Origin of the sequence: Lacrimispora amygdalina (assembly GCF_900205965.1) — a bacterium.
GTDB classification, from domain to species: domain Bacteria; phylum Bacillota; class Clostridia; order Lachnospirales; family Lachnospiraceae; genus Lacrimispora; species Lacrimispora amygdalina_A.
In genome coordinates, this window is record NZ_OAOF01000018.1 from 71347 (window position 1) to 95206 (window position 23860).

The following is a 23860-nucleotide window of genomic DNA, read 5'->3' on the forward strand; positions in this document are numbered from 1 at the left end:
TGGGGGTGTCAATTTATCAAATATACTAAATATTTTATGTGAAATTTGTATATAATATCCAAAAACGGATATTAAACAGAAAGCGAAATAGAATTTGAATTTGATAATGAGCTGTTATATAATTAACATGTATTTTTATTAGTATATATGACGAAGGGGAATTAAAATGGGAAAACAGGAGAGTCAGACAAATTTATCCACGGATGAAACGGTGTATGATTTTATAGGCAGAAAAATCCTTTATCTGCATATTAAACCAGGAGAAACAATTAATATTAATGAGCTTGAGAAGTTTTTGAATGTAAGCCGTTCTCCAATCCGTGATGCGTTGATACAGCTTGAAAAGGAAGGACTGGTTGTTACAATTCCTAAAAAAGGTACCATCGTTTCCAAGATTAATGCTGCCCGTGTAAAAGATGAGAGATTTCTGCGTTCCTGCATTGAAGAACGTGTCATGGAAGAATTTCTTGAGATTTACCAAAAGTCCGATATTGATGAAATGAGAGCTGCCATTGAAGCTCAGGAGAGTGCCGTAAAAAGCTTAGATGCCAGAAAATTTTTGGTGTATGACGATACGATGCACAGCGTTCCCTTTCGGGTTACTGGGCATGAGTTCTGCCTGAATACTGTATTGAATATGTCCGGGCATTATTTAAGAATCAGGCTGTTATCTTTATCTGATATGTCCACACTGCAACAGACATTGAATCAGCATAAGACTATGGTAGATTTGATATTGAAAAAAGACGCTGCCGGTCTGAAACTTCTGATTCATGAACATATTACAGATAAAGTAACGGAATTTCAGTCTCTGTTTAACCGGTATCCTGACTTATTTGAAACAGATATTCCGGCAGCAGCCAATGCAGTTAATATGTGGGAGTCAGACTTTTTAAAACAAAAGGATTTGCAATAATTGAGGTTGATAAAGAAGCCGGATTCATTTATCAGAAGAATAACAGGAGGAACAGGATGGAGACTTATATTTTTTACGGACTTGCTTTAATTGGTTTAATTGTCTCTTTTCAAAAGGATAAAGATAAAACAAGATTAGCATTGAAGAAATCATGGAAATCACTGGAAAACATACTGCCTCAGCTGCTGACCATGATACTTTTCATCAGTGTGCTGCTTACTTATTTAAATACCGGCCTGATATCCAGGCTGATCGGAGGGGAGTCCGGGTGGGGCGGAGTTATGCTTGCTGCTGTAGTGGGATCTATCACCATGATTCCCCCGTTTGTGGCATTTCCTACAGCCTCTATGCTTCTTAAATCGGGAGCAGGCTATATGCAGATAGGAGCATTTGTGTCCACACTGACCATGGTGGGAATCGTTACCATGCCGGTTGAAATGAAATATTTCAGCAAAAAAATGACATTGTACCGGAATATACTGGCGTTTCTTTTCTCATTAGGTGTGGCATTCTTAATAAAGGAGGTGACCGGGTAATATGAGACGATATCGTTATCCATTAATCATCATACTTGTGATAGGGCTGATAGCAGTTTTTGACCGGAGATCTGCAGCTCTGGCAGTGAACAATGCGGGAATGCAGTTAAGACAGATGTTTTTTGTTCTTCCGCCTATCTTTTTACTATTGGGCCTTCTTGATGTATGGGTGCCAAGAACCACCATGGTTAAATACATGGGGGAGGGATCGGGGCTAAAAGGGATATTCCTTGCGTTTGTCATTGGCTCGGCAGCGGCAGGTCCTCTGTACGGAGCTTTTCCGGTGGCAGCAGTATTCATGAAAAAAGGGGTGAAGTTTTTAAATCTCATGATTTTTATAGGTGCATGGTCCACAACAAAAATCCCCATGCTGATGTTTGAAATTGAGTCCCTGGGATTAAAATTCGCTCTTACAAGACTGGTTATTGATATTCCCGGGATTATTCTCATTGCATTTTTACTGACAAAACTGATATCCAAAAGGGAGATTGAAGAGATTTACGAAAATTCTGAAAATATGGCATAATCGCGTACCACACTGAAGTTATATGAATAGTATAAACCAAAAAGGTTAGAAATGAGATTATGGGTTATTATATCACGGTTGACGGAAATGTCAATATCTACGTGGAAGATTTAAATCCGGAATGTGAAAAAACAATTTTGTTCCTTCATGGATGGCCGGGAAGCCGCAAGCTGTTTGAATATCAGTTTGATGTTCTCCCGAATATGGGATTTCGGTGCATTGGAATTGATACAAGGGGATTCGGGGACTCAGATAAGCCTTATTGCGGATACGACTATGACAGACTTGCAGATGATGTGAGAGAAGTTATTGATGTACTGGGGCTGAAAAATATTACGCTGGCTGGTCATTCTACCGGAGGTGCCATTGCCATACGGTACATGGCACGGCATAAATGTCATGGAGTATCAAAGCTTGCCTTATTTGCGGCGGCAGCTCCAAGTCTGATCAAGCGGCAGAATTTCCCCTATGGTCTTGATCTGCAGACAGTAACGGATATTATAAACGGGACATATGAAGACCGGCCTGCTATGCTCAGGAACTTTGGAGACATTTTCTTTTTTCAGCATATAACCGAACCTTTTTCTCAATGGTTTCTGCAGGTGGGGTTGCAGGCGGCAGGCTGGGCTACGGCTAAGGTAGCAAATACCTGGATTCAGGAAGTGCTGTTTCAGGATCTGACGGAAATCTGCGTTCCCACTCTGATTATTCATGGAATTCATGACAAGGTAGTTCCGTTTTCATTAGGTGAGATACAGCATCAGTACATTAAAAATTCCATTCTTCTGCCATTTGAATTCAGCGGACATGGTGCATTTTATGATCAAAAAGATGAATTTAATCAGGCGCTGGCGGATTTTGCAGAGTAAGAATTAAAGTGTATGAAACAGGGCGGTAAGAAGCAGCCAGATTGGTACTTTCTGCTGTCCTGTTTTTGATTGTTTTTTATGCAGCGCCTTCAGGACTTATGCTTATATTTAATAAATATAAGCCGATATTATAGACAGATATGATTTTACACTAGGGGGCAGATTGTTATGGAAATAGCAGGTTTAAGCAGACATATACAAACTGATGCATCATACAAAAAGACCGGCAGAGATGCATTTAGAGATGAGGTATTGAATTGGAAATTTAAAATAATACAAAAGATTAATGATGATTCAGAAAATGATAATACGATAAATATGTCCGATAAAAAGTGGGATTCCATAATGAAAAAGGTAGACCGTGCCTTAACGAATCAGGCCGTGGAATTAAGCAGAAAAAATGAATCCAAGTCCCAGCATGATACAGTAAATTCCTATCAGGAAGATTATTGGAAAGTTCGGCAATCAGCCATACACCGGAATTGGTGTGATCTTAACCATTCACAAATCGATCCATCTGAGTTATAATGGAAAATAATACAATTTTTAATTGTATGAATCATATGGAAAGGTGAGGAATGCTGCATGAATATGAGAAAGATTTTGGCACTGGTGCTGACGGCAGCACTGGCAGCAGGGATGAACTGCACCACTGCATCGGCTGCTTCCAGAAAGAAGATTACAACTGTAAATCTGACGGTATCGGCCGATATTGCTCCTGGAGGAACGATCTCTGAACAGCAGGCAGAAGTAACGGCTAAAAGCAATAAAATCGAGGTTGATAAGTGTGAATTTATCAATGATGGTTTTACATGGACGGATAATGATATTCCCAGATTAGAAGTAACATTGCATTGTGACGATGATTATTATTTCAGCACAATTGAAAACAGCTTTACGATTAATGGGGGAACTTATGTAAAGCAAAAAAAGGAAGATTTTAGCCAGACGTTGATTCTGACTATGGATCTGCCACCAGTGAATGAATTTACACAGGCAATCAGCTCTGCAGCATGGAATGGGACTCATATTGCAAACTGGACTGCGTCAGTGGGGGCAGGATACTATGAAGTTAAGCTTTACCGTGACGGAAAAGCAACAGGAACTGTTAAGACAACGGATAAGACAAGTATGGAGCTTGGCAGTTTCATAACGAGAGAAGGGAACTATAAGTTTCAGGTTCGTCCGGTGAATGCAAAGAAACCGGAAAACAAAGGAGAATGGGTAGAATCTCCATCTCAGTACGTTAATAAGGATGATGCAGAATCCAATTACATGAATTATGCAGGCAGCTGGAAACAGGATCAGACAGGCTGGTGGTATCTGTATGGGGATGGAAGCTATCCGAAAAACAGCTGGCAGAACATTAACGGTGAATGGTATTTTTTTAATGAAGAGGGATATATGGCAACGGGCTGGATCGACTGGAATGGGAAGCAGTATTACTGTGATACGGAGACCGGACATATGCTTACGGGTGGCAGCACACCTGACGGAGCAAGAGTCGGATCAGACGGGGCAAGACTTCCCTAATGATGATCTTATATGGACGGGCTGCTTTTAGCAGTCCGTTTTTGATGTAAGGAAACGCTTGTAGAATAAGGAATTCTATCATATAATAACACGAAGGAGCAGATGGATATGACAACTAATATGGCTGGAAACACGATAAAGCGGATTCTGGCACTGGCAGCTGTTCTGTGTATGATTTGCCTGACAGGCTGTGCAGGCAGTGTAACGGGATCTGACTCTTCCAGTGCAGCCGCACAGGGAGAGTCTGAAAAACAAAGGGAAGACTCCATGGCAGCGCTTCATTTTATCGACGTAGGTCAGGGAGACAGCACCCTTATTGAAGCAAATGGTCATTATATGCTCATTGATGCAGGAGAAAGAGATCAAACGGAAACGGTTATCAGTTATTTGAAGGCACAGGGAGTCAGAAACCTGGATTATGTAATCGGAACCCATCCTCATTCAGACCACATTGGAGGACTGGAAGGTGTGATACGGGAATTTAAGGTCGCTGATGTTCTGCTTCCGGAAAAGGAGCATACTACCAGGACTTACGAACGGCTGCTTGATGCCATTGCAGACAGGAACTGTAAAATCACCATACCAAAGGCAGGAGAAAGCTATTCTCTGGGAGCTGCATCTTTTCAGATTATCTCGCCTAACCGGGATTACGACGATAATTTAAATAACTGGTCCATTGGCATACGGCTGGTATTCGGAGAAACCAGCTTTGTTTTATGCGGAGATGCGGAAAAGGAAGCAGAGGAGGATATGCTGTCAGGCGGGCTTGCGTTAAAAGCGGATGTTTTAAAAGTATCCCACCATGGAAGCAGCACCTCATCATCCCCGGAATTTATCCAGGCTGTGAGCCCCCGGTATGCGGTGATCTCATGCGGGAAGAATAATGATTACGGTCATCCTCACAAAGAGACACTGGATTTATTAGAAAAGCAGGGAATCAGGGTCTTGAGGACGGACCAGCTTGGTACCATAGTTATTGAAAGTGACGGAACTGACCTTCGGGTTATGGGACAGAACGATACCGGTCAGGGAACATCAAAGCAAACAGAAGAGACGGAATCTGGCAGTGAGTATATCATTAATACAAATACAGGAAAATTCCACCTGCCGGACTGCAGACTGGCTGAATCCATTAAAGCGGAAAATCGCAGGCAATTTAATGGTAACAGACAAGAGCTGATTGATCAGGGATTAAAACCCTGCAAAAGCTGTAATCCATAGATAACAACTGGTATGAAGGGGGGGAAGAAGGTCATGCAATATATCATAGACCGGATCGAACAGGAGATGGTGATCTGTGAGAATGAAAGCGGAAGTATGGAGAAATTTTCTTTAAAAGAGATTCCCGGTGAAGCCAAAGAAGGGGATGTTCTTTTAAAAACAAACGGAGCTTTCCAGGTTGACAGGGAAGCAACAGACCGCCGCAGACAGAAGATGCGTGAGAAACTGAACAGACTCATAAAATAAAGGATCTGAATATATGAAAAATTACATTGTACTGGATCTGGAATGGAACCAGAATGCCGGAGGGAAGGAGGAAGCAGTCGATCATTTTCCCTTTGAAATCATTGAAATCGGAGCAGTAAGGCTGAATGAAGCCATGGAAGAAATTGGAGAATACAGGAGGCTCATTAAGCCTAAGGTTTACACAGAGCTCCATGAAAAGATACTGGAAGTGACCCATATGGATCAACAGACTCTGATGGAAGAGGGAATCTGCTTTGAGGAGGCTGTGAAAGAGTTTTTTCTCTGGTGCGGGAATGATCCGGTATTTTGTACCTGGGGGTCCATGGATTTAACAGAGCTTCAGCGGAATATTACTTATTTTAAGCTGCCAAACCCTTTTAAAAAGCCGCTTCTTTACTATGATATTCAAAAGCTTTACAGCCTTTTAGAAGGGGACGGGAAAGACCGGGTCTCTTTGGATGTGGCTGTTATAGAATCAGAAGTCATGGAGGACCGGCCATTTCACAGAGCACTTGATGACGCCCATTATACAGGGCGGATCATGAGTAAAATGGATTTTAAGAAGGTTGAGGCATACTGGTCAACGGATTATTACTGCCTTCCTGCAAATAAAGAGGAAGAGGTCTATCTGGTTTTTCCCGGATATTCCAAATATATTTCAAGGTCCTTTGAATCAAAACAGGCGGCTATTGAGGACAAGACAGTAACTGACTTAATCTGCTGTAAGTGTAATCGAATGCTGAGGAAAAAAATCAGGTGGTTTTCAGTGAACCAAAAGTTTTATACGGCACTGGGCTGCTGTCCGGTTCACGGAAATGTAAAGGGAAAGATCCGGCTAAGACGCAATGATGAGGGAATGGTCTATGTGGTAAAGACCATGAAGCTGATTGGCGAGGACGAGATTGACGAGATCTATGAGAAAAAAGAAGAGGCGAAAAAGAAACGGGTTGAAAAAACCAAAACACGTAAACAGAACAAGAAGAAGGGGAAATTCCCTCCTCCTTAATATTCGCTTTCCTGCATTCGGTAGCCAACACCGATTTCTGTAAAAATATAATTTGGTTCCCCGGGATTTAGTTCAATTTTTCTCCGGATATGTGCCATATTGACTCTTAGAATCTGGTTGTTATTGTCTGCATAAGGCCCCCAGATATGGTTGATCATGAAATCATAGGTAAGAACTCTGCCTGAGTTTTCTGCAAGAAGGGATACCAGCTTATATTCAATCTGAGTTAAATGGACCACATGTCCGTTCAATGTAACAAGACGTTTTACAAAGTCTATCACCAGACCTTTGTATTGATAGGGAGCCTGAACTACTGAGCCGTCAATGGTACTGATGGTGGATTTTCCGTGACGCAGTGTAGTACGGATTCTGGCCAGAAGCTCACTGGTTCCAAAAGGTTTGGTGATATAATCGTCAGCACCATAATCAAGGGCTGCTACTTTTTCCTGTTCCTGGGTTCTGGCAGAAATAACAATGATGGGAATTGCAGACCAGCTTCTTACATTACGGATTATATCCATTCCGTCGATATCGGGCAGTCCTAAATCCAACAGAATTACGTCTGGACAATTGGAACTGATGATAGCCAGACCGTCTTTTCCATTCAATGCATGGATCACCTTATAATCATGTCTTTGCAAAGTACTCTCAATAAAACTTAAGATGTTCTTTTCGTCTTCAATAATTGCTATTGTAAATTTATTCACAAATATTCTCTCCCAACGGTAATGTAAATGTAAAAACTGCACCTGATGATTCATTGCCTGCTGTTATGGTGCCATTATGTGCAGTGATTATTGTTTTGCAGATGGAAAGACCGATTCCCATACCCTTGTGAGAATCAACGCTGCGGTTAGGGAAAGAGGTATATCCGTCAAAAATATTAGACAGTCTGTCTGGTTCAATCCCGATCCCACGGTCCCGAATGTCAAACCTTGCATAACCCTCTTCCCTGGAAAGGGTTATACTGACCGGGTCTTTGGAATTAGAGTGATAAACCGCATTTTCCAATAAATTTATAATGACCTGTTCGATTAGTGTGGCATCCATGGGAACCATAACCAGCTCATCTGGCACAGTGACCCGTACCATAGTATCAGGAAAACGCTTATGAAACCGCAGGACTGCTTCCGATACCACTTCCTCTACGGATTCCAGTGACTTTGTTACCTGCGCTTTCGAACCTCTGATTCTGGTAACGCTCAATAAATTTTCCACCATAGTAAGAAGCCAGTTGGCATCTTCCCGGATATCGCCGACCAGACCCGCTTTTTCTTCTTCCGTCATTGTATGGTGGTTTTCTAAGTAGGAACTGCTTGCTCCGATGATTCCGGTCAGTGGAGTTCTCAGATCATGAGAGATAGCCCGCAGAAGATTTGCCCGCATTGCTTCTTTTTCGGCATCCATCAGAAGTTTTTCTCGTTCGTGTATGATTTTATTCTGATGCTTTAAATGCGTTGTGGTGGCGCTTGTAATACTGGATATCACCATAAGAGCAATAAAGGTGATGGGATACCCATCCATTGCAAAATTCAGGTGCATATATGGATAGGTAAAAACCAGATTAACGCAGACAACACTGATAAAGGACGCCACAACACCGGGCACATATCCGTTTGAATACCGCGAGATCAATACAACTGCCATCATATAGACGATACTGACGTTGGTGGGGTGTCCCCCAACAAAGACCAGCAGATAGGATACAATGGTTGCTAAGGTCAGCGCAAACAGGGTAACCAGAATATTCCATACCAGTTCTTTTTTTGTCATGGTATTTTTCATGACTCCTCCCATTTAGCGAAATTTAAATTTATTTTTTTTCCAGCCTTTTTTTCTTGAGGTATAGATTCCTCGCCGCTGCTGCAAAAGGGAGTCGAATTCGTCTGCGGAGACACCGGATTCCTTCAGTCGTTTCAGCCGTTGTTCCCTCCGGATCAGAGACTCCTGTTCATCCCTGTGTTTTTTATAGATGAAAAATGAGGCAAGTCCACCGGCCACAAAGACAAATCCCACACTGCCAAGAATGAGCCAGACAGTCAGCGGAATTTCAAAAGGTCTTAAGGCTTTTTCTCTGTAAGCCTGGGCTGCCCGGTCTGCAGAAGCGTCCACTGCCTCCGGGGATGCTTCCTCTCCATTACCGGGTGCATCGGCCAGCTTTGATTTAACAGCAGACTCAACCAGAGAATGATTAATTTCCAGAAATGTAGAACCCACAACCCGGTCCTTATAACGATAGTTAATTCTGGCAATTGCATTCTCCGGATCACCTTTTGATATGTCATAGCTCAGTTCCGGTTTTGCATCATAAAAGTCAGCCGTTTTCGGTAATACGATCCGGCTGTCAGGATCAAGCACCAGAGCTTCCGGTCTGGTAATGGAAAGTCCGCTGAAATTTAAATCATTGGTTATGGAGCTATAGGTTTTTTCGTATTCAGCTGCCTTTAATGAGGTAAAATTATTAAATCCAAACTCCATAAGATTCCTGGTGTCAGCCCAGTACTGGGGAGTGGATCCCTTCAGAATAACTGTGATAAGCTTCAATCCGTTTCTTTCCGCACACGTAACCAGTGTATTGCCGGCAAGGGTGGTATATCCTGTTTTTCCCCCGACAATATCAGGATAATAAAAAGGAGTGCTTTTCTTCATCATCTTATGTCCCGGAGAGATGGCGAGCCCCTCTTTGTTAATGGAATTAGGGGGAAGTTTGTAATAGGTGGTGGAATCGATCTCTTCAAAGACGGGATTTTGAAAGGCGGCTTTGGCAATAAGTGCCATATCATAGGGGGAGGTATAATGATCCGGATTATTTAAACCGCTTGGATTGGCAAAATGGGTATTTGTGCACCCAAGCTCCTTTGCTTTTGCGTTCATCATGTCTGCAAATGCTTCCCTGCTTCCTGCAACATGCTCGGCCAGAGCATTGGCCGACTCATTGGCAGATCGAAGCAAAAGTGCATAAAGACAGTCTTTCACAGAGAGCTGGTCCCCCTCGTTGATTCCGGCATTGCTGCTCCCGGATTCTACGTTAAAGACTGCGTCATGGGAAAACGTAACAGTATCATCTAACTGGCAGTTTTCTATCACCAGCAGTGCAGTCATTACTTTGGTAATGCTTGCGGGAAAATACTGGTTGTGTATATTCTTCCCCCAGAGAATTGTACCGGTGTCTGCATCGATTAAGATCGCACCATCTGCCTCTACGGATACATTGTCCGGCCAGTCAGCAGCTGCCATTGCGGTTCCAGGAAAGGATGAGACACATAAAAACAGGCAAAGGAAGAAGTTAAAAATTTTTTTCGTAAATTGGGTCATATTCAATAGTCTCTCCATTGTTATGTTTCGGTTTTATAGAATACTTCAATTTACAGTATATGTGATTTGGGATAACAAGTAAAGATTATTTGTGATTTTTCCTCCATTTGCGCATAAGAATGACGCATAAAATCAGGAGTATCGCGACGGAAGAAAAGTAGAGAAAGCCTATATAAAATACGGTGTCCCGAAAAAATCCTTCCGGTACAATATTGATCAGCATGTCCGCTGCCGGATCCAGCATCCAGAAATCATTAGTAAAAAACAGATGATGGAACAGTATGAAATACCTGGTAAAATCAGTAGATATAATTCCTGCTATAACAGCAGAACCCACAAAGAATAAACCGCTTCCCGTTAACACAGATTTAGGAAAGGTGCTGCCCCAGCTTGTTTTTAAGAGCATAAGAATGATCAGACACAGAGCCATTACCATGAGACATCCTCTGCGAATGGACATGGCACCTAAAAACAGTCCCTGAACGTCTTTCATGTGTGCAATTTCCCTGGCACTGAAAAATTCCCGGTGAACTCCTCCCATCGTAGTTTCCACGTGAAGATCCGCACGGTTTCCTTTTAAATAGGCCATCATCTGGTCTGTAACATCCAGCAGATCGTCCATAGTCATGGAGACTGCCTCTGTAACATTGTATTTGGCATATTCCTTTTCAAAGTATCCTGGTGTCCAGTATACGGCTGCCTCCACAGATGTAAATAATAGTACGATCATAAGGCAGAAAGAAAAAACAATACCAATAGTATATTGCATGATACGATTCATGAGTAACCTCCTGATTCTGTTATTTATTAACGGCAGTAGGCAGATTCCAGCAAAACCGGGTAGCCAGCAGACGGATTATGATTACGGCTGCAGCACCTGCCAGCATGGCAATATTGCCGTTGATATGGGGCATCAGACTGGCGTACAGCATGGCACCTGCAATAGAAGCACATGCATAGATGTGTTTTTTTAAAACATTAGGGGTCTGGCCAGCCATAATATCGCGCAGAATTCCACCGCCCACACCGGTTATGACACCAAGAAATATAATGAGAAAATGATAATCACCGTAGCCGGCTAAAACTGCGGTATCAATTCCCACCACTGTAAAAGCACCGAGTCCTATGGCATCAAAGATATTCATAATCTTTTCGAAGGATGCCATGTGGCATTCTAAGAGAAAGTTCTGGTTCCGTCTTACTGTGATAAATAGAAGCATAACCGTTATAAAGGCAAGTAATACGTATACCGGGTCTGTAAACAGCGAGGGAGGAATATTGCCAATAATAATATCCCGCAGCATACCTCCCCCTACCGCTGTGGTGACGCCGAGAACAATGATTCCAAGTAAATCCATCTGCTTTTTTACAGCGACCATGGCTCCTGAGGATGCAAAGGCAATTGTACCGATTGCTTCTACAAAGAAAAGCAGAGACAACTCTATTTTCATGGATAACCTCCGATGAGTTCTTATAGGAAATTAAGGCAAGTATAAGAGTTGTGAGAGCGTTTGTCAATATGCAAAAGAAGTGATAAATCAGTCAGTAAAAAAAATATCTTGATTTTTTCTTTGAAATTATATATTATATGAAAAAGTTCAAAAGTGAACAGTTGGAAAATGGTTACAGCAGGGAAAGGAGAGGGTACTGCATTCGGTAAAACGGCGGAACATGATGACCTGTTTTCAGAAAGAGGTGTTTGCATGATTGATCAGAAAAACTTTGAAAAAAATGTAAAGGAGTGGTCTGACATCTGTTTAAATGATGAGCGGATAGACTTAGAATCCTACGACAAATACGATGTAAAGAGGGGGCTTAGAGATAAGAAGGGCAACGGAGTGGTTGCCGGGCTGACCAAAGTGTCAAAGATCTTGTCCAGTAAAATAATAGACGGTGAGAAAGTGCCTTGCGAGGGAGAGCTTTACTACAGAGGATATAATATTAATGATCTTGTAAACGGGGTAGTGAAAGACGAAAGGTATGGGTTTGAAGAGATCGCCTATCTTCTGCTGTTTGGGGAATTACCGGATAAAAAGAAGCTGGAGCGTTTCACCCAGACATTAGGCTACAGCAGAACACTTCCTACCAATTTTGTCAGGGATGTGGTGATGAAGGCGCCCAGCCATGACATGATGTCAACTCTTGCCAGAAGCATACTGACTCTGTCTGCCTATGATGAAAAAGCTGGGGACATATCAGTACCAAATGTGCTTCGCCAGAGTCTGATGTTAATCAGCGTCATGCCAATGCTGGCTGTCTATGGTTATCACGCATATAATCATTATGAGAGGGACGGAAGCATGTATATCCACAGACCGGATGAAAAGCTGTCCACTGCAGAGAATATATTAAGACTCTTAAGACCGGACATGAAGTATTCCAAAGTGGAAGCCCATGTACTTGATCTGGCACTCATTCTCCATATGGAACACGGGGGCGGCAATAACTCCACGTTTACAACCCATGTGGTAACCTCCTCAGGAACCGATACGTACAGCGTAGTGGCTGCGGCGCTGGCTTCATTAAAAGGGCCAAAGCACGGCGGTGCCAATATTAAAGTAGTGGAAATGATGGCAGATCTAAGGAAAGAGGTCCACGACTGGAAGAATGAGGAAGAAGTGGAGGGGTACTTAAGGAAACTGCTTCATAAGGAAGCATTTGACCGGAAAGGACTGATTTACGGCATGGGACATGCTGTCTACTCCAAATCCGATCCCCGTGCAGAGATATTTAAAAGATTTGTAAAGCAGTTATCAGAAGAAAAGGGACGTCTGGAAGATTTTAACCTGTACTCAGCCATTGAACGGCTGGCCCCCAAGGTAATCGGCGAAGAGCGCCGCATTTATAAAGGAGTCAGTGCAAATGTTGACTTTTACAGCGGGTTTGTTTACAGTATGCTTGACATACCGAAGGAATTATTCACCCCTATTTTTGCTATAGCAAGGATTGTCGGCTGGAGTGCCCACCGGATTGAGGAACTGATTAATATGGATAAGATTATACGTCCGGCTTATGTCAGTGTCATGCAGGAGGAATCCTATAATCCTTTGGAATCCAGATAATAACAGAACATTAAAAACAGGCTGAGGAGCCTGTTTTTTTATGTAAATCCGCTGGTCCATCATGTAAAGATCAGATATAGTTTGTAAAGCTTTTGCAAAGTATCTTGAATATTGGAACCGGGAGTTTTATTCTTTAGAAAATGAGAGGCGCTTCCATTGTTAAAATTTGAGTAGGAATATGAAACCGTGGAGTATAAGGAGGATTTAAGTATGAAGAGCAGGAAGAATTATGCAGCTGCTTTTATTTTGGCTGCCATAACGGCAGTATTGGCGGGAGGATATGTATATGCGGCAACGGAGCATTTTTCTGATTCCACGATGGATCAGGCCTGGGATGCATGGACGCAGAAATGGGAGACACAGGTAAGCCGGGATTATGAAAAAATAGCCCTTACTCCTGGTGAAGATGAGACAAAATTAAACTTTGCATGGTACTCCAAAACCGATGGAACAGCAACTCCAAAGATAGAAATCTCCAAACGCAGCGATATGGGACAGTCTGTTACCTTTGAAGGAAGTACGGTCCCTGCAATTGACGGATATTTAAGCAACCGGGTAACGGCAGATTCCCTGACCGAAAATACCACATACTATTATCGTTATTATAGAAATGGTGCACCTTCCGATACGGCGTCTTTTAAGACTCATAATTTTAACAGCTATTCCATGCTCTATGTGGGCGATCCCCAGATCGGGGCATCCAAGGGTCAGAGTACATCCAGAGGAGATAAGCTGGAAAATAAATCAAAATTGAATACGGCAGCCCGCAATGATGCGTTCAGCTGGAACAAGACGCTTAACACAGCAATGAACGAAAATCCGGATATCAGTTTTATACTTTCCGCAGGAGATCAGATTAACAAGAATGTGAACGGAAAAGATCCTGGAAATGAGATCGAGTATGCAGGTTTTTTAAATGCGGACTGGATAAAATCCCTTCCTGTTTCAACCACCATTGGAAACCATGATTCCACCAATGAAAGCTACAGTTACCATTTTAATAATCCCAATGATACACAGCTGGGGAAAACCACTGCAGGGGGCGACTATTTCTACAAATACGGTCCTGCGTTATATGTCGTACTCAATACAAACAACTATAATTGCGCAGAACATGAACAGGCCATGCGCCAGGCAGTTGAGACTTATCCATATACAAACTGGAGAATTGTTATGATCCATCAGGATATTTACGGAAGCGGTCTTGACCACTCTGACTCTGATGGTATCGTGCTCCGTACCCAGCTGACTCCTCTGATGGATAAATATGATGTAGATGTGGTACTGCAGGGGCATGACCATACATATTCCAGAAGCTATTTATTGAAATCCGATTCTAAAACCCATTCCAATTATAATTTCCATGACTGGGATAATGTATCGGATGAGGCAGGGAATGTATTTCCTTATTCAGATGCATCCTATCAGGCTCAGAATAACTGTTACACCATTGCAAATACCATGTCCGGCGGTGTGACGAATGGGGATGGGACTCTTTATATGGAAGCCAATTCTGCCACAGGAAGTAAATACTATGAGCTGATCCCGGGGAAACAGGATTATATTGCAGTAAGAAACCAGAACTGGAATCCCACCTATTCCGTCATTCGTATTAACAGTAATACCTTTGCAATTGATACCTATGAGATTGCGGACGGGAAGACCCGGAAAATTGATGATACATACGAACTGAAAAAGACGAGCGCATCCAGAAGGTAATTTTATGCGGAGATAACCGGGGCATATGACGGAGTCAGAATGTCCCGGTTTTATGAAAAGAATACGGAACTGTTGAGAAAGGAGCCGCCATAAATGGAGAGTGAGCAGAATATACCTGTGTGGAAAATTCAGAAAAAGAGGTGGATTCGGTGGATCGTATCTGCGGCAGCAGCTGCGGGATTTGTACTATTTTTAATGCATTTTAACCACTTTAACAGAATCAGTCTGATATCCACAGAAGGCAGAACCTTTGAACGAGGGCGGGTCGTAGAGATAAGTTCTGATAACTTACAGGAAGATGGGACCAGGACCGGACAGCAGAAGGTTCTGGTAGAAATCCGTTCCGGATCCATGAAGGGAAAACTGGTAGAAGCAACCAGCAACAATGGTTATCTGTTTGGAGCTGCCTGTGAACCTGGGATGAATGTAATTGTAATCCAGAGTATATCTGGAGATATATCCATTCATACGGTCTACAGTGTGGACCGGGAGTGGGCTGTTCTTGGATTTGCAGTACTGTTTCTGGCCGTTGTCTGCATAATTGGAGGACGGAAAGGCTTTTATGCCTGCGTAAGTCTTATCTTTACTTTTATCTGCATCATCTGGCTTTACATACCAATGATTTATAAAGGTTATTCTCCGTTTTTTGCAGCAGTTCTGGTTGCATCAATTACTACTTTTCTTACAATGTATTTACTGGGGGGCTGGTCTGGAAAAACTTTGTGTGCGGTAACAGGAACAGTCAGCGGAGTTATTATTGCCGGAGTATCGGCTTATTTGTTCGGAGCAGCTGCCCATATCTCAGGATATAATGTATCAGATATTGAATCTCTGACTGTACTGGAGAATATTCGTGGAATCCGTGTAGGCGAACTGTTATTTTCCGGATTACTGATCTCTGCTCTTGGTGCAGTAATGGATGTGGGAATGTCCATATCCTCAACTGTATTTGAGATACATGCCAATAATCCTGAGCTGGGAGCAAAAGAGCTGTTCCGGTCAGGTATGAATGTGGGACGGGATGCGATGGGAACCATGGTGAATACTTTAATCCTTGCTTTTGTAGGAAGCGGGGTCAGCACGCTGCTATTAAACTATGCATACGAATTACCTTATCTTCAGATTATTAATTCAAATAATATGGTAATAGAGATCATGCAGGGAATATCCGGAAGCCTGGGAGTTGTGCTTACAATTCCGATTGTATCACTATTGGCATCTTTAACAGCAGCAAAATGGGGGATAAACCGCTGATGCATACTGGTCTGTCTGGGCGAAGCCGGCAGAATCACGGGGTTATGGAATGTATGGTACGGTGAAGTTCGTTGAATTTATCAACCAGATGGCCGGAAGCCCAGTCATACATATCCCTTGTTTCATACTGCCGGTAATCGCACTCCTGGGATACCAGGAGCATGGTGTAAACATCATACCAGAGAGCACGTAAATATTCTTTTTCCGAAAGGCGTTCAATACCGTAACCATTGTAAAAATCCCTGTCTGGAACATAGGTACGGAATCCCACTTCCATAAGCGGATCTGCCCATAGACTTCTCTCCCAGTCTATGATACCGGTAATCCGATTGTCTTTTACAAAGATGTTCCCATCCCATAAATCCCAGTGCACAAGTACCGGGATTTTCACCTCATCAAAGATTTCTCTGCTTCTATCTAAATCCCTAAAAAGCTGTTCTCTGGATACCTTTAAATCTATAGATAAGCGTTCTGCATCTGAAAAAGCCAGTTTAATCATAAGGCTAAAGACCTGATGCCAGTCACTTCCCTGCAAAGCAGGCTGTCCGGGATAGCCGAATCTGCTGCCCTTTATTCCGTTGATTTTACGGTTCCATCTGCCGGTTTCTGTCCGAATCTCAGATTGTACTGCCTCAGAAAGACTAGGAAGTATGGAATGCAGGCTGGCTCCCTCAAGTATCTCCATGAAAAAGTATGGAGAATTGAGCTGGGTAAGGCTGTCGTCATAATACAGAACCTCTGCAACTGGTATACCGGTCTGTTCCTTCACTGTACGCATGGCAAGAACTTCACTCATCATAATATTCTTCTCATATGACATAACAGGGGCGTCTTTTGGAGGCGCTATTTTTAATATACAGGAGGGAGCGTGATCCAGAGAGATTTTGTAGGCTACATTAAAATATCCTTCTGTCAGTTCCTCTATGCCGTTGCAGACTGCATGGGGGAATGCGTGGTGAATAAGATGTAGAATCGTTTCTTCTGATTGAATATTTTTAGTGAGACTTTTCATCAGTCACCCTCCTTTCGGTAATTGTTATTATCAATTGGTGCCGCAGCAGGTATTAAAAGATTCTCAATATCTGCTTTTAAAATTGTTTCAGCAATAGAAAGTTCATTCTTTTCAATATAATCAATAAGAGCCATATGTAAGTCCATGCTGGCATACTGCTTTTTCTGAATAAAGTAAATGGTTTGAATATTTAACGCATCCTGAAGCTGTTTATAGGCATAACGGTTACCATAAACAGAGAAAAGCTTTAAATGAAAATCGCAGTTTAAATGCCACTTACCTATAAAATCACCAGGTTCGCAATTGGTATATTTCATACAGTTAGTTCTTAGTTCCTGAATCCATTCACGATCAATGCCTGCTGAAAGGTTACGTAAGAATGAACACTCTAGGGATGAACGAAATTTGACTATCTCATATATTTCCTCAGCGGTTGGCTGACAAATCTTATAACCCTGTCTTGGAATGCTTGTAAGAATAAGTGTTGCTGTTAATTGTGTAAGCGCTTCTCTGATTGGCGCACGGCTAACGTTATACTTTTCCATTAAAAATTTTTCTGTAAGAATTGTACTACCAGAATATACTCCATTGATAATATCAGCAATCAATGCATCGTGAACCTGCTGTTTTAGTGATGTATCGGTGTTTTTTTCACACATAAGATTCCCCTTTTTCGTTACGACATAAGCCATTTTATTATACATTTCCTGGAAAATTAAGTCAATAATATCTATACATAATAATATTAACAGTGTATTGCTTGTGATCCTGATCATATCACAATGTGATAAAAATGGGAATTTGCAAAGAACAATTGTAATAAATACACAAATTTAATGATAAATAATAGTTAATAATGTAGAAAATGATAATTATGGTTGAACAAGCCATATGTTTGTGATATGATCAGGGCAAGTACACAGTGTATTAAAACAAAAACAAGAAAGGAATAAGGTATGGATAAGCAGACGAATTTAAAAAAACATTTAATTGGGTACCTGCTCTTAGCTGTCATGATTGTCTCGTTCCTCTATTTTGGCGTTTACCAGGTGGCCACTGGTCAGGTCAAAATGGATACACAGACAGCGTTTCTTACCATGTTATTTCTATTGATCGTCGGTGAATTCTTCTCACTGGCTACCAAAGCTTTTGTCCCGTCCATGTTTATTACAGCGATTCTGTTTGTCGTTGGATTTTGGACATACTTCCCGCAGGATATCCTGCAATTAGGCGGAATAGCTTCCAATCTCCCTACGTTTCTCGTTATGATTATGGTGGTCCATCTGGGTACCATGCTTAATATCAGGGAATTGATTGATCAGTGGAAAACGGTTGTTGTAACTTTAGCAGGTATGCTGGGAGTTCTCGTGGTCATATTAACAGCTGGCAGTTTTTTGATTGGCAGCGAGATCGCTGCAATTGCTGCACCACCGCTTACAGGAGGCTTTGTAGCTGCCATGATGATGCAGAGCGTTGCACCAACGGAAGAATTAGCAATTCTGGCTATGGCAGTATATGTTTTGCAGGGGTTTGCGGGATACCCACTGACCAGCCTGTGCCTTAAAAAAGAAGGTAAAACTGTTTTAAAGGCGTATCGTGATGGAAAGATGAATTTCGACAAGTCTGCTTCTTTCATTGGGGGAAAAGCAGTAGAAACAAAGAAATCTTATATATTTCCCCAAATGCCTGAAAGTTTTAAAAGTGATTTTACCCATTTATTCTTTATTGTGACTCTGACAGTTATGGCGGGGTATCTTGATAAACTTACAATGGGATATGTTTCAAAGTTTGTATGGGCATTGCTTCTGGGGGTATTTGGAACTGCGCTGGGCTTTATTGATAAAAATGTTTTGGTGCGTTCCCGGAGTATGGGATTTGTTTACACAGTAATTATGATGTTTGTATTTGCACAGTTAAAGTCTGTAACTCCGGAAACCCTGGTGCAGTTATTAAAAAGCTTTGCAGTACTGATTGTATTGGCGGTAATGGGTGTGGCAGCATTCTCGATCCCGGTGGGTAAAAAGCTGGGACTCAGTGCAGCCATGTCATTTGCAATCGGGCTGGGTACTCTGGCAGGAGGGTTTCCGGCCAGCTATACCTTAAGCGTGGAGGCAGCTAAGGTGCTTTCTGATAATGATGAGGAGTACAAAATATTGGAAGAACATATGCTCCCCAAAACGCTGGTATCTGGTTTTGTGAGTGCAACTTCGGGATCGGTTTTAATTGCAGGCCTTGTAATGGCAATATTTTTTAAATAAATAAAAAATATGGAGGATAAAAATATGATTGAAAACAAAATTACGATCAAAGGGGATAAGGTAGTAGACATTCAGAGAGGTGCCATCGGCCATCGGGCCACATGGACAGGACTTACTTATACAAAGGGCTGTGAAGCCGGTGCGGCTGAAGTAATGGAAAAAGTCATTCGCCAGGCAATCTCAGAAACAGGAACAACCCAGGGAAATGAGATCAGAGAAAAATGTCCGGATCCGGAGGATGTATCTGTCTTTGCGGACACATTTCTTTCTCCGACTCTTCAGAAAACATTTGAATTAACTTTTAAGACAAAAGACAAAGACAGAGTGGAACTGGAATTTCACCATTGTCCGCTTTTAAAAGCCTGGCAGGATCTGGGATTTGACGATGCAACCTGCGAGAAATTATGTGATATGGCTATGGATGGCGACCGGGGTATTGCAAAAGCAATGGGATATGAATTTCATTTGGGTGATACCATTGCAAAGGGCTGTAAAACCTGCGAAGTTTCTTTCTATAAAAAAGAGAAATAAGCACCACGTAGTAAGGAGAACACTTCTATGAAAAAAACTCAGTATGATAATTATTTGAAGATTTTAAAGGGCGAACTGATTCCTGCCATGGGGTGTACCGAACCAATTGCCATAGCGCTTGCTGCTGCTAAAGCAAGGGAAGTGCTTGGCCAGATGCCTGACCACATTCTTCTTCGCTGCAGCGGAAATATTATTAAAAATGTAAAGGGTGTTGTTGTTCCTAATTCAGGTGGACAAAAAGGCGTAGAAGTGGCAGCTATTTTAGGTGTAGTGGCAGGCGATCCGGATTCTGAGCTTGAAGTAATAAGCAGGGCAGGTGAAAAAGAGATTGAACTGACCAGGAAGTTAAATCAGCAGGGACTTTGCACCTGTGAATTAGAAGAAGGAGAGGAAACCCTTTTTATACGTGCCTGTCTGACGGCGGGGTCTGAGTCTGCAGCAGTGGAGATTCAGACAAAACATAACCATATCTCTAAGATTGAGAAAAACAATCAGATTATATTTCAGCAGCAGGATATACAAATTGAGGATTCGGGCGACAAAACACAGCTTAATATCAGGGAGATCCTTGAGTTTGCCAATGAAGCAGAGCTTAAAGATGTTGAGGATATTATAAACAGGCAGATTGAGTATAATTCTGCCATATCAGAGGCTGGATTGAATCAGGACTGGAGCTCACAGGTTGGCCGGACACTTATGCTTCTATCTGATAAGGATATCAGGATCAGAGCCAGAGCGGCAGCAGCAGCCGGTTCTGATGCCAGGATGGATGGCTGCGCCCTGCCGGTTATTATCAATTCTGGCAGTGGTAACCAGGGGATCACCTGCACAATGCCGGTTGTAGTTTATGCAAAGGAATTAAAAGTAGAAAAAGAGGTCCTTATCAGGGCGCTTGTACTTACCAATCTTTTATCTCTGCACCAAAAACAATATATCGGGAATTTATCTGCATATTGCGGAGCTGTTTCTGCCGGAGCTGCGGCAGCCTGCGGAATTGCTTATCTCCAGGGTGCTGATTATGACATTATCGGTAAAACACTGATCAATTCCCTGGGAAATGTTGGCGGTATTGTATGTGATGGAGCGAAAGATTCTTGCGCAGCAAAAATTTCCAGCGCAGTTGATGCTGGTATTATCGGATATGAAATGGCAATCCGAAATCATTCTTTCCCGTTTGGGGAGGGACTGGTTGAGGGGGACTATGAACAGACTCTAAAAAATATCGGGCGGATGGGGCGCCTGGGTATGAAGTCTACTGATGTAGAGATACTTAATATTATGATAGGAAGATAAAATAAAAGAGAACCTGTGTAAAATGTTATCGTGACGGTTTTAAGGTCACGATAACATTTTATATCATAGACGGTTTTTCCTCTCCTGTGATATACTAAATCGTGTGATTTCATCTCAGGATGGAAATAAGGAGGAATTATTTCGTGGCAAAGAAACGCGTGCGCAATACCAGGGGCAAAATCGTAAGTGCTGCCTGGAAGCTGTTCTATGAACAAGGATATGAAGATACGACGGTGGAGGAGATCATAGAGCTTTCCAAGACATCAAAAGGATCGTTCTATCACTATTTTGATGGAAAAGATGCACTGCTTAGCACCCTTAGTGTTTTGTTTGATGATAAATATGAAGAATTGAAAACACAGCTGGACCCACAGCTGCCGGCTATGGAGAAGCTGCTGCAGTTAAACAGTGAACTGTTTACAATGATAGAGAACAGCATATCCATGGACCTTCTGGCAAGGCTTTTGTCCACGCAGCTGGTTACCAATGGTGAAAAGCATTTACTGGATCATAACCGGACCTATTACAGATTGCTGAGAAAGATCATAGCTCAGGGGCAGGAAGATGGGGAGATGGGAACAAAAATGAGCGTGAGCGAAATGGTAAAACTATATGCTCTTTGTGAACGGGCCCTTCTGTATGACTGGTGTTTATGCGGAGGAGAATACTCATTGCGTCAATATAGTGCATCTGTGCTTCCTTCGTTTTTAAGTGGTTTTCTGCCTGAAAAATAAAACATAAATACTTGTACGATATTTATTTTTAATTAACGTCTAGTACAATATCTATATAAAATAAGGATATCTCATTAATAATTATAAAATAGTACGGTATTTGGTCTATACTGCGTTCTGTGTTGCGTTCTATTTTTGATGATGCTATAATACACCCATTGTCTAGGGCTTTATAAGTAAAATAACAGAAATAGTCTGCATTGAGGAGGAACGTTATGAGTATAGGACAAGTGGGAATATTGTCTGCCATTCTGGTTTATCTGATGGCCATGGTCTATATTGGATTTTACTACAGTAAAAAGGGCGGCGGGGATACAGCCGATGACTTTTATCTGGGAGGAAGAAAGCTGGGGCCATTGGTGACTGCCATGAGTGCGGAGGCGTCGGATATGAGCAGCTGGCTGCTGATGGGACTTCCTGGTGTTGCTTATATGACCGGTATTGCTGATGCGGGCTGGACCGCAATCGGACTGGCAGCAGGTACGTATTTAAACTGGCTTTTGGTCGCAAAACGTCTTCGCCGCTATTCGGTTGTGTGTGATACCATTACACTTCCTGCCTTTTTCTCCCGCCGATACCGGGATGAGAAAAATGTATTAATGTGTATCTCTGCCGTAATCATTCTGGTTTTTTTCATTCCATATACTGCTTCTGGTTTTAAAGCTATTGGAACACTGTTTAACAGTCTGTTTCATGCAGACTATCATACAGTTATGATTCTTGGAGCAATTATAGTGGTTGGATATACCGTAATGGGTGGGTTTATGGCGGTTTCCACTACGGATCTAATTCAGAGTATTGTTATGAGTATTTCTCTAATCATTATTGTATTTTATGGGATCTCCATCTCTGGTGGCTGGGAGAGAGTCATGGAGAACGCAGGGGCTCTGGAAGGTTATCTGAGTATGAGCAGAACACATAATATGGCGGAACAGACGTCTTCTGCCTATGGCATAATAAATATAGTGTCAACTATGGCATGGGGGCTTGGTTATTTTGGTATGCCCCACATTCTCCTTCGTTTTATGGCAATCAGCGATGAAAAGAAGCTTGCAACGTCCCGCCGTATTGCATCAACCTGGGTTGTTATTTCCATGCTTGTGGCTATCCTTATTGGTATTATCGGTTACAGCGTTTCAGCAGCAGGCCATATTCCGTATTTTGCATCAGGTTCGGAAGCGGAGACTGTTATTATCAGGCTTGCCGGTCTGTTGGGAAGACATGGTTTGATTTTTTCATTATTGGCAGGTGTAGTGCTGGCAGGTATTCTTGCATGTACCATGTCAACCGCTGACTCCCAGCTTTTAACAGCCGCATCAGGAGTCTCTCAGAATCTGATGCAGGACTTTTTAAAGCTTAAAGTAAGTCATAAAACTTCCATGCTGGCAGCCCGTCTGACTGTGATCGGTGTGGCACTTATAGCGGTATATCTGGCCTGGGATCCAGATAGTTCGGTATTTGCCATTGTTTCCTTTGCCTGGGCTGGCTTTGGAGCTTCCTTTGGACCTGTCATGCTGTTTGCCCTGTTCTGGAAAAGAAGTAACTTATATGGGGCAGTTGCAGGAATGATATCTGGCGGTGCGATGGTATTTATATGGAAGTATCTGGTCCGTCCCATGGGAGGCATCTTTAATATTTATGAACTTCTTCCTGCATTTACAGCAGCCTGTGCGGCGATAGTGATTGTATCACTGCTGACACCTGAACCTGAACGGGAAATCTATAAGGAGTTTGACCTGGTTAGTAAAAAATAAGACTGAAAAATGATGACTGCCGGAAAAGAAATGCTCCGGCAGTTTTTTTGTGAACACGAAATGAGAGGAATCTGA

24 protein-coding genes are annotated in these 23860 nt (G+C 42.3%); 17 read left to right on the forward strand and 7 right to left on the reverse strand.

The genetic code is table 11. The features are described from left to right. Positions 1 to 166 precede the first annotated feature (166 nt). The 9 genes from CRO04_RS20240 (at position 167) to CRO04_RS20280 (ending at position 6853) form a co-directional block, all read left to right on the forward strand. Positions 167 to 916: a GntR family transcriptional regulator gene (locus tag CRO04_RS20240; RefSeq protein ID WP_097006054.1), complete on the forward strand. Its 750-nt coding sequence runs from the start codon at positions 167 to 169 to the stop codon at positions 914 to 916. Between the two features lie 56 nt (positions 917 to 972). Further along, positions 973 to 1452, forward strand: a complete 480-nt coding sequence (locus tag CRO04_RS20245) for a permease (RefSeq protein ID WP_097006055.1) — start codon at positions 973 to 975, stop codon at positions 1450 to 1452. 1 nt (position 1453) lies between these two features. Continuing rightward, on the forward strand, positions 1454 to 1978 hold the full coding sequence (locus tag CRO04_RS20250; RefSeq protein ID WP_097006056.1) for a permease: 525 nt from the start codon (positions 1454 to 1456) through the stop codon (positions 1976 to 1978). Positions 1979 to 2037: 59 nt separating this feature from the next. Next, positions 2038 to 2847, forward strand: a complete 810-nt coding sequence (locus CRO04_RS20255; protein WP_097006057.1) for an alpha/beta fold hydrolase — start codon at positions 2038 to 2040, stop codon at positions 2845 to 2847. A gap of 168 nt (positions 2848 to 3015) precedes the next feature. After that, on the forward strand, positions 3016 to 3375 hold the full coding sequence (locus CRO04_RS20260) for a hypothetical protein (RefSeq protein WP_097006058.1): 360 nt from the start codon (positions 3016 to 3018) through the stop codon (positions 3373 to 3375). Between the two features lie 57 nt (positions 3376 to 3432). After that, a complete protein-coding gene (locus tag CRO04_RS20265) occupies positions 3433 to 4380 on the forward strand; it encodes a cell wall-binding protein (RefSeq protein WP_097006059.1) in 948 nt (315 codons plus the stop codon). A gap of 120 nt (positions 4381 to 4500) precedes the next feature. After that, a complete protein-coding gene (locus tag CRO04_RS20270) occupies positions 4501 to 5601 on the forward strand; it encodes a ComEC/Rec2 family competence protein (RefSeq protein ID WP_097006089.1) in 1101 nt (366 codons plus the stop codon). Positions 5602 to 5634: 33 nt separating this feature from the next. Next, complete coding sequence (locus CRO04_RS20275; protein WP_097006060.1) at positions 5635 to 5847, forward strand: DUF3006 domain-containing protein; 213 nt, start codon at positions 5635 to 5637, stop codon at positions 5845 to 5847. 13 nt (positions 5848 to 5860) lie between these two features. Continuing rightward, on the forward strand, positions 5861 to 6853 hold the full coding sequence (locus CRO04_RS20280) for a 3'-5' exonuclease (protein WP_097006061.1): 993 nt from the start codon (positions 5861 to 5863) through the stop codon (positions 6851 to 6853). Here CRO04_RS20280 and CRO04_RS20285 read toward each other — a convergent pair. From CRO04_RS20285 to CRO04_RS20305, 5 genes are all read right to left on the reverse strand, one after another. Further along, on the reverse strand, positions 6850 to 7560 hold the full coding sequence (locus tag CRO04_RS20285; protein ID WP_097006062.1) for a response regulator: 711 nt from the start codon (positions 7558 to 7560) through the stop codon (positions 6850 to 6852). The two genes, CRO04_RS20280 and CRO04_RS20285, sit on opposite strands and share 4 nt — an antisense overlap. Next, positions 7553 to 8638 carry a sensor histidine kinase gene (locus CRO04_RS20290; RefSeq protein WP_242974574.1) on the reverse strand — a complete coding sequence of 362 codons (1086 nt, stop codon included), beginning with the start codon at positions 8636 to 8638 and terminating at the stop codon, positions 7553 to 7555. The genes CRO04_RS20285 and CRO04_RS20290 overlap by 8 nt, the downstream gene beginning before the upstream one ends. A 12-nt stretch (positions 8639 to 8650) precedes the next feature. Next, on the reverse strand, positions 8651 to 10168 hold the full coding sequence (locus CRO04_RS20295; RefSeq protein ID WP_097006063.1) for a serine hydrolase: 1518 nt from the start codon (positions 10166 to 10168) through the stop codon (positions 8651 to 8653). An 85-nt stretch (positions 10169 to 10253) separates the two neighbouring features. Further along, complete coding sequence (locus tag CRO04_RS20300) at positions 10254 to 10949, reverse strand: TIGR01906 family membrane protein (protein ID WP_330400901.1); 696 nt, start codon at positions 10947 to 10949, stop codon at positions 10254 to 10256. Between the two features lie 19 nt (positions 10950 to 10968). Next, positions 10969 to 11619, reverse strand: a complete 651-nt coding sequence (locus CRO04_RS20305; protein ID WP_097006064.1) for a trimeric intracellular cation channel family protein — start codon at positions 11617 to 11619, stop codon at positions 10969 to 10971. A gap of 252 nt (positions 11620 to 11871) precedes the next feature. Between CRO04_RS20305 and CRO04_RS20310 the strand changes: the two genes are divergently transcribed. From CRO04_RS20310 to CRO04_RS20320, 3 genes are all read left to right on the forward strand, one after another. Continuing rightward, positions 11872 to 13230, forward strand: a complete 1359-nt coding sequence (locus tag CRO04_RS20310; protein WP_097006092.1) for a citrate/2-methylcitrate synthase — start codon at positions 11872 to 11874, stop codon at positions 13228 to 13230. A gap of 210 nt (positions 13231 to 13440) precedes the next feature. After that, a complete protein-coding gene (locus CRO04_RS20315) occupies positions 13441 to 14949 on the forward strand; it encodes a metallophosphoesterase family protein (protein ID WP_097006065.1) in 1509 nt (502 codons plus the stop codon). A 93-nt stretch (positions 14950 to 15042) separates the two neighbouring features. Continuing rightward, the gene (locus CRO04_RS20320) at positions 15043 to 16203 is read left to right on the forward strand and encodes a YibE/F family protein (protein WP_097006066.1); all 1161 of its coding nucleotides are present in this window, start codon (positions 15043 to 15045) and stop codon (positions 16201 to 16203) included. Between the two features lie 34 nt (positions 16204 to 16237). Here CRO04_RS20320 and CRO04_RS20325 read toward each other — a convergent pair whose 3' ends face one another. Then, positions 16238 to 17215, reverse strand: a complete 978-nt coding sequence (locus CRO04_RS20325) for a phosphotransferase family protein (protein ID WP_097006067.1) — start codon at positions 17213 to 17215, stop codon at positions 16238 to 16240. Further along, positions 17215 to 17874: a GntR family transcriptional regulator gene (locus CRO04_RS20330; protein ID WP_097006068.1), complete on the reverse strand. Its 660-nt coding sequence runs from the start codon at positions 17872 to 17874 to the stop codon at positions 17215 to 17217. The genes CRO04_RS20325 and CRO04_RS20330 overlap by 1 nt, the downstream gene beginning before the upstream one ends. Before the next feature lie 297 nt (positions 17875 to 18171). Between CRO04_RS20330 and CRO04_RS20335 the strand changes: the two genes are divergently transcribed. The 5 genes from CRO04_RS20335 to CRO04_RS20355 all read left to right on the forward strand — a co-directional run bounded on the left by CRO04_RS20335 (position 18172) and on the right by CRO04_RS20355 (position 23785). Continuing rightward, positions 18172 to 19473: a hypothetical protein gene (locus tag CRO04_RS20335; protein ID WP_242974576.1), complete on the forward strand. Its 1302-nt coding sequence runs from the start codon at positions 18172 to 18174 to the stop codon at positions 19471 to 19473. Positions 19474 to 19497: 24 nt separating this feature from the next. Further along, positions 19498 to 20004 (forward strand): L-2-amino-thiazoline-4-carboxylic acid hydrolase, encoded by a 507-nt coding sequence (locus CRO04_RS20340; protein ID WP_097006069.1) that lies wholly within the window; start codon positions 19498 to 19500, stop codon positions 20002 to 20004. A 27-nt stretch (positions 20005 to 20031) separates the two neighbouring features. After that, the gene (locus CRO04_RS20345; RefSeq protein WP_097006070.1) at positions 20032 to 21297 is read left to right on the forward strand and encodes a serine dehydratase subunit alpha family protein; all 1266 of its coding nucleotides are present in this window, start codon (positions 20032 to 20034) and stop codon (positions 21295 to 21297) included. Between the two features lie 143 nt (positions 21298 to 21440). Beyond that, positions 21441 to 22031, forward strand: coding sequence for a TetR/AcrR family transcriptional regulator (locus CRO04_RS20350; RefSeq protein WP_097006071.1), 591 nt, complete (start codon positions 21441 to 21443; stop codon positions 22029 to 22031). Positions 22032 to 22246: 215 nt separating this feature from the next. Beyond that, the gene (locus CRO04_RS20355) at positions 22247 to 23785 is read left to right on the forward strand and encodes a sodium/proline symporter (RefSeq protein WP_097006072.1); all 1539 of its coding nucleotides are present in this window, start codon (positions 22247 to 22249) and stop codon (positions 23783 to 23785) included. Positions 23786 to 23860 lie beyond the last annotated feature (75 nt).

Coding starts and splice junctions, on each gene's coding strand:
- CRO04_RS20240 (WP_097006054.1), top strand. CDS start 167: ATGGGAAAACAGGAGAGTCAGACAAATTTATCCACGGATGAAACGGTG.
- CRO04_RS20245 (WP_097006055.1), top strand. CDS start 973: ATGGAGACTTATATTTTTTACGGACTTGCTTTAATTGGTTTAATTGTC.
- CRO04_RS20250 (WP_097006056.1), top strand. CDS start 1,454: ATGAGACGATATCGTTATCCATTAATCATCATACTTGTGATAGGGCTG.
- CRO04_RS20255 (WP_097006057.1), top strand. CDS start 2,038: ATGGGTTATTATATCACGGTTGACGGAAATGTCAATATCTACGTGGAA.
- CRO04_RS20260 (WP_097006058.1), top strand. CDS start 3,016: ATGGAAATAGCAGGTTTAAGCAGACATATACAAACTGATGCATCATAC.
- CRO04_RS20265 (WP_097006059.1), top strand. CDS start 3,433: ATGAATATGAGAAAGATTTTGGCACTGGTGCTGACGGCAGCACTGGCA.
- CRO04_RS20270 (WP_097006089.1), top strand. CDS start 4,501: ATGGCTGGAAACACGATAAAGCGGATTCTGGCACTGGCAGCTGTTCTG.
- CRO04_RS20275 (WP_097006060.1), top strand. CDS start 5,635: ATGCAATATATCATAGACCGGATCGAACAGGAGATGGTGATCTGTGAG.
- CRO04_RS20280 (WP_097006061.1), top strand. CDS start 5,861: ATGAAAAATTACATTGTACTGGATCTGGAATGGAACCAGAATGCCGGA.
- CRO04_RS20290 (WP_242974574.1), bottom strand. CDS start 8,638: ATGAAAAATACCATGACAAAAAAAGAACTGGTATGGAATATTCTGGTT.
- CRO04_RS20295 (WP_097006063.1), bottom strand. CDS start 10,168: ATGACCCAATTTACGAAAAAAATTTTTAACTTCTTCCTTTGCCTGTTT.
- CRO04_RS20300 (WP_330400901.1), bottom strand. CDS start 10,949: ATGAATCGTATCATGCAATATACTATTGGTATTGTTTTTTCTTTCTGC.
- CRO04_RS20305 (WP_097006064.1), bottom strand. CDS start 11,619: ATGAAAATAGAGTTGTCTCTGCTTTTCTTTGTAGAAGCAATCGGTACA.
- CRO04_RS20310 (WP_097006092.1), top strand. CDS start 11,872: ATGATTGATCAGAAAAACTTTGAAAAAAATGTAAAGGAGTGGTCTGAC.
- CRO04_RS20315 (WP_097006065.1), top strand. CDS start 13,441: ATGAAGAGCAGGAAGAATTATGCAGCTGCTTTTATTTTGGCTGCCATA.
- CRO04_RS20320 (WP_097006066.1), top strand. CDS start 15,043: ATGGAGAGTGAGCAGAATATACCTGTGTGGAAAATTCAGAAAAAGAGG.
- CRO04_RS20325 (WP_097006067.1), bottom strand. CDS start 17,215: ATGAAAAGTCTCACTAAAAATATTCAATCAGAAGAAACGATTCTACAT.
- CRO04_RS20330 (WP_097006068.1), bottom strand. CDS start 17,874: ATGTGTGAAAAAAACACCGATACATCACTAAAACAGCAGGTTCACGAT.
- CRO04_RS20335 (WP_242974576.1), top strand. CDS start 18,172: ATGGATAAGCAGACGAATTTAAAAAAACATTTAATTGGGTACCTGCTC.
- CRO04_RS20340 (WP_097006069.1), top strand. CDS start 19,498: ATGATTGAAAACAAAATTACGATCAAAGGGGATAAGGTAGTAGACATT.
- CRO04_RS20345 (WP_097006070.1), top strand. CDS start 20,032: ATGAAAAAAACTCAGTATGATAATTATTTGAAGATTTTAAAGGGCGAA.
- CRO04_RS20355 (WP_097006072.1), top strand. CDS start 22,247: ATGAGTATAGGACAAGTGGGAATATTGTCTGCCATTCTGGTTTATCTG.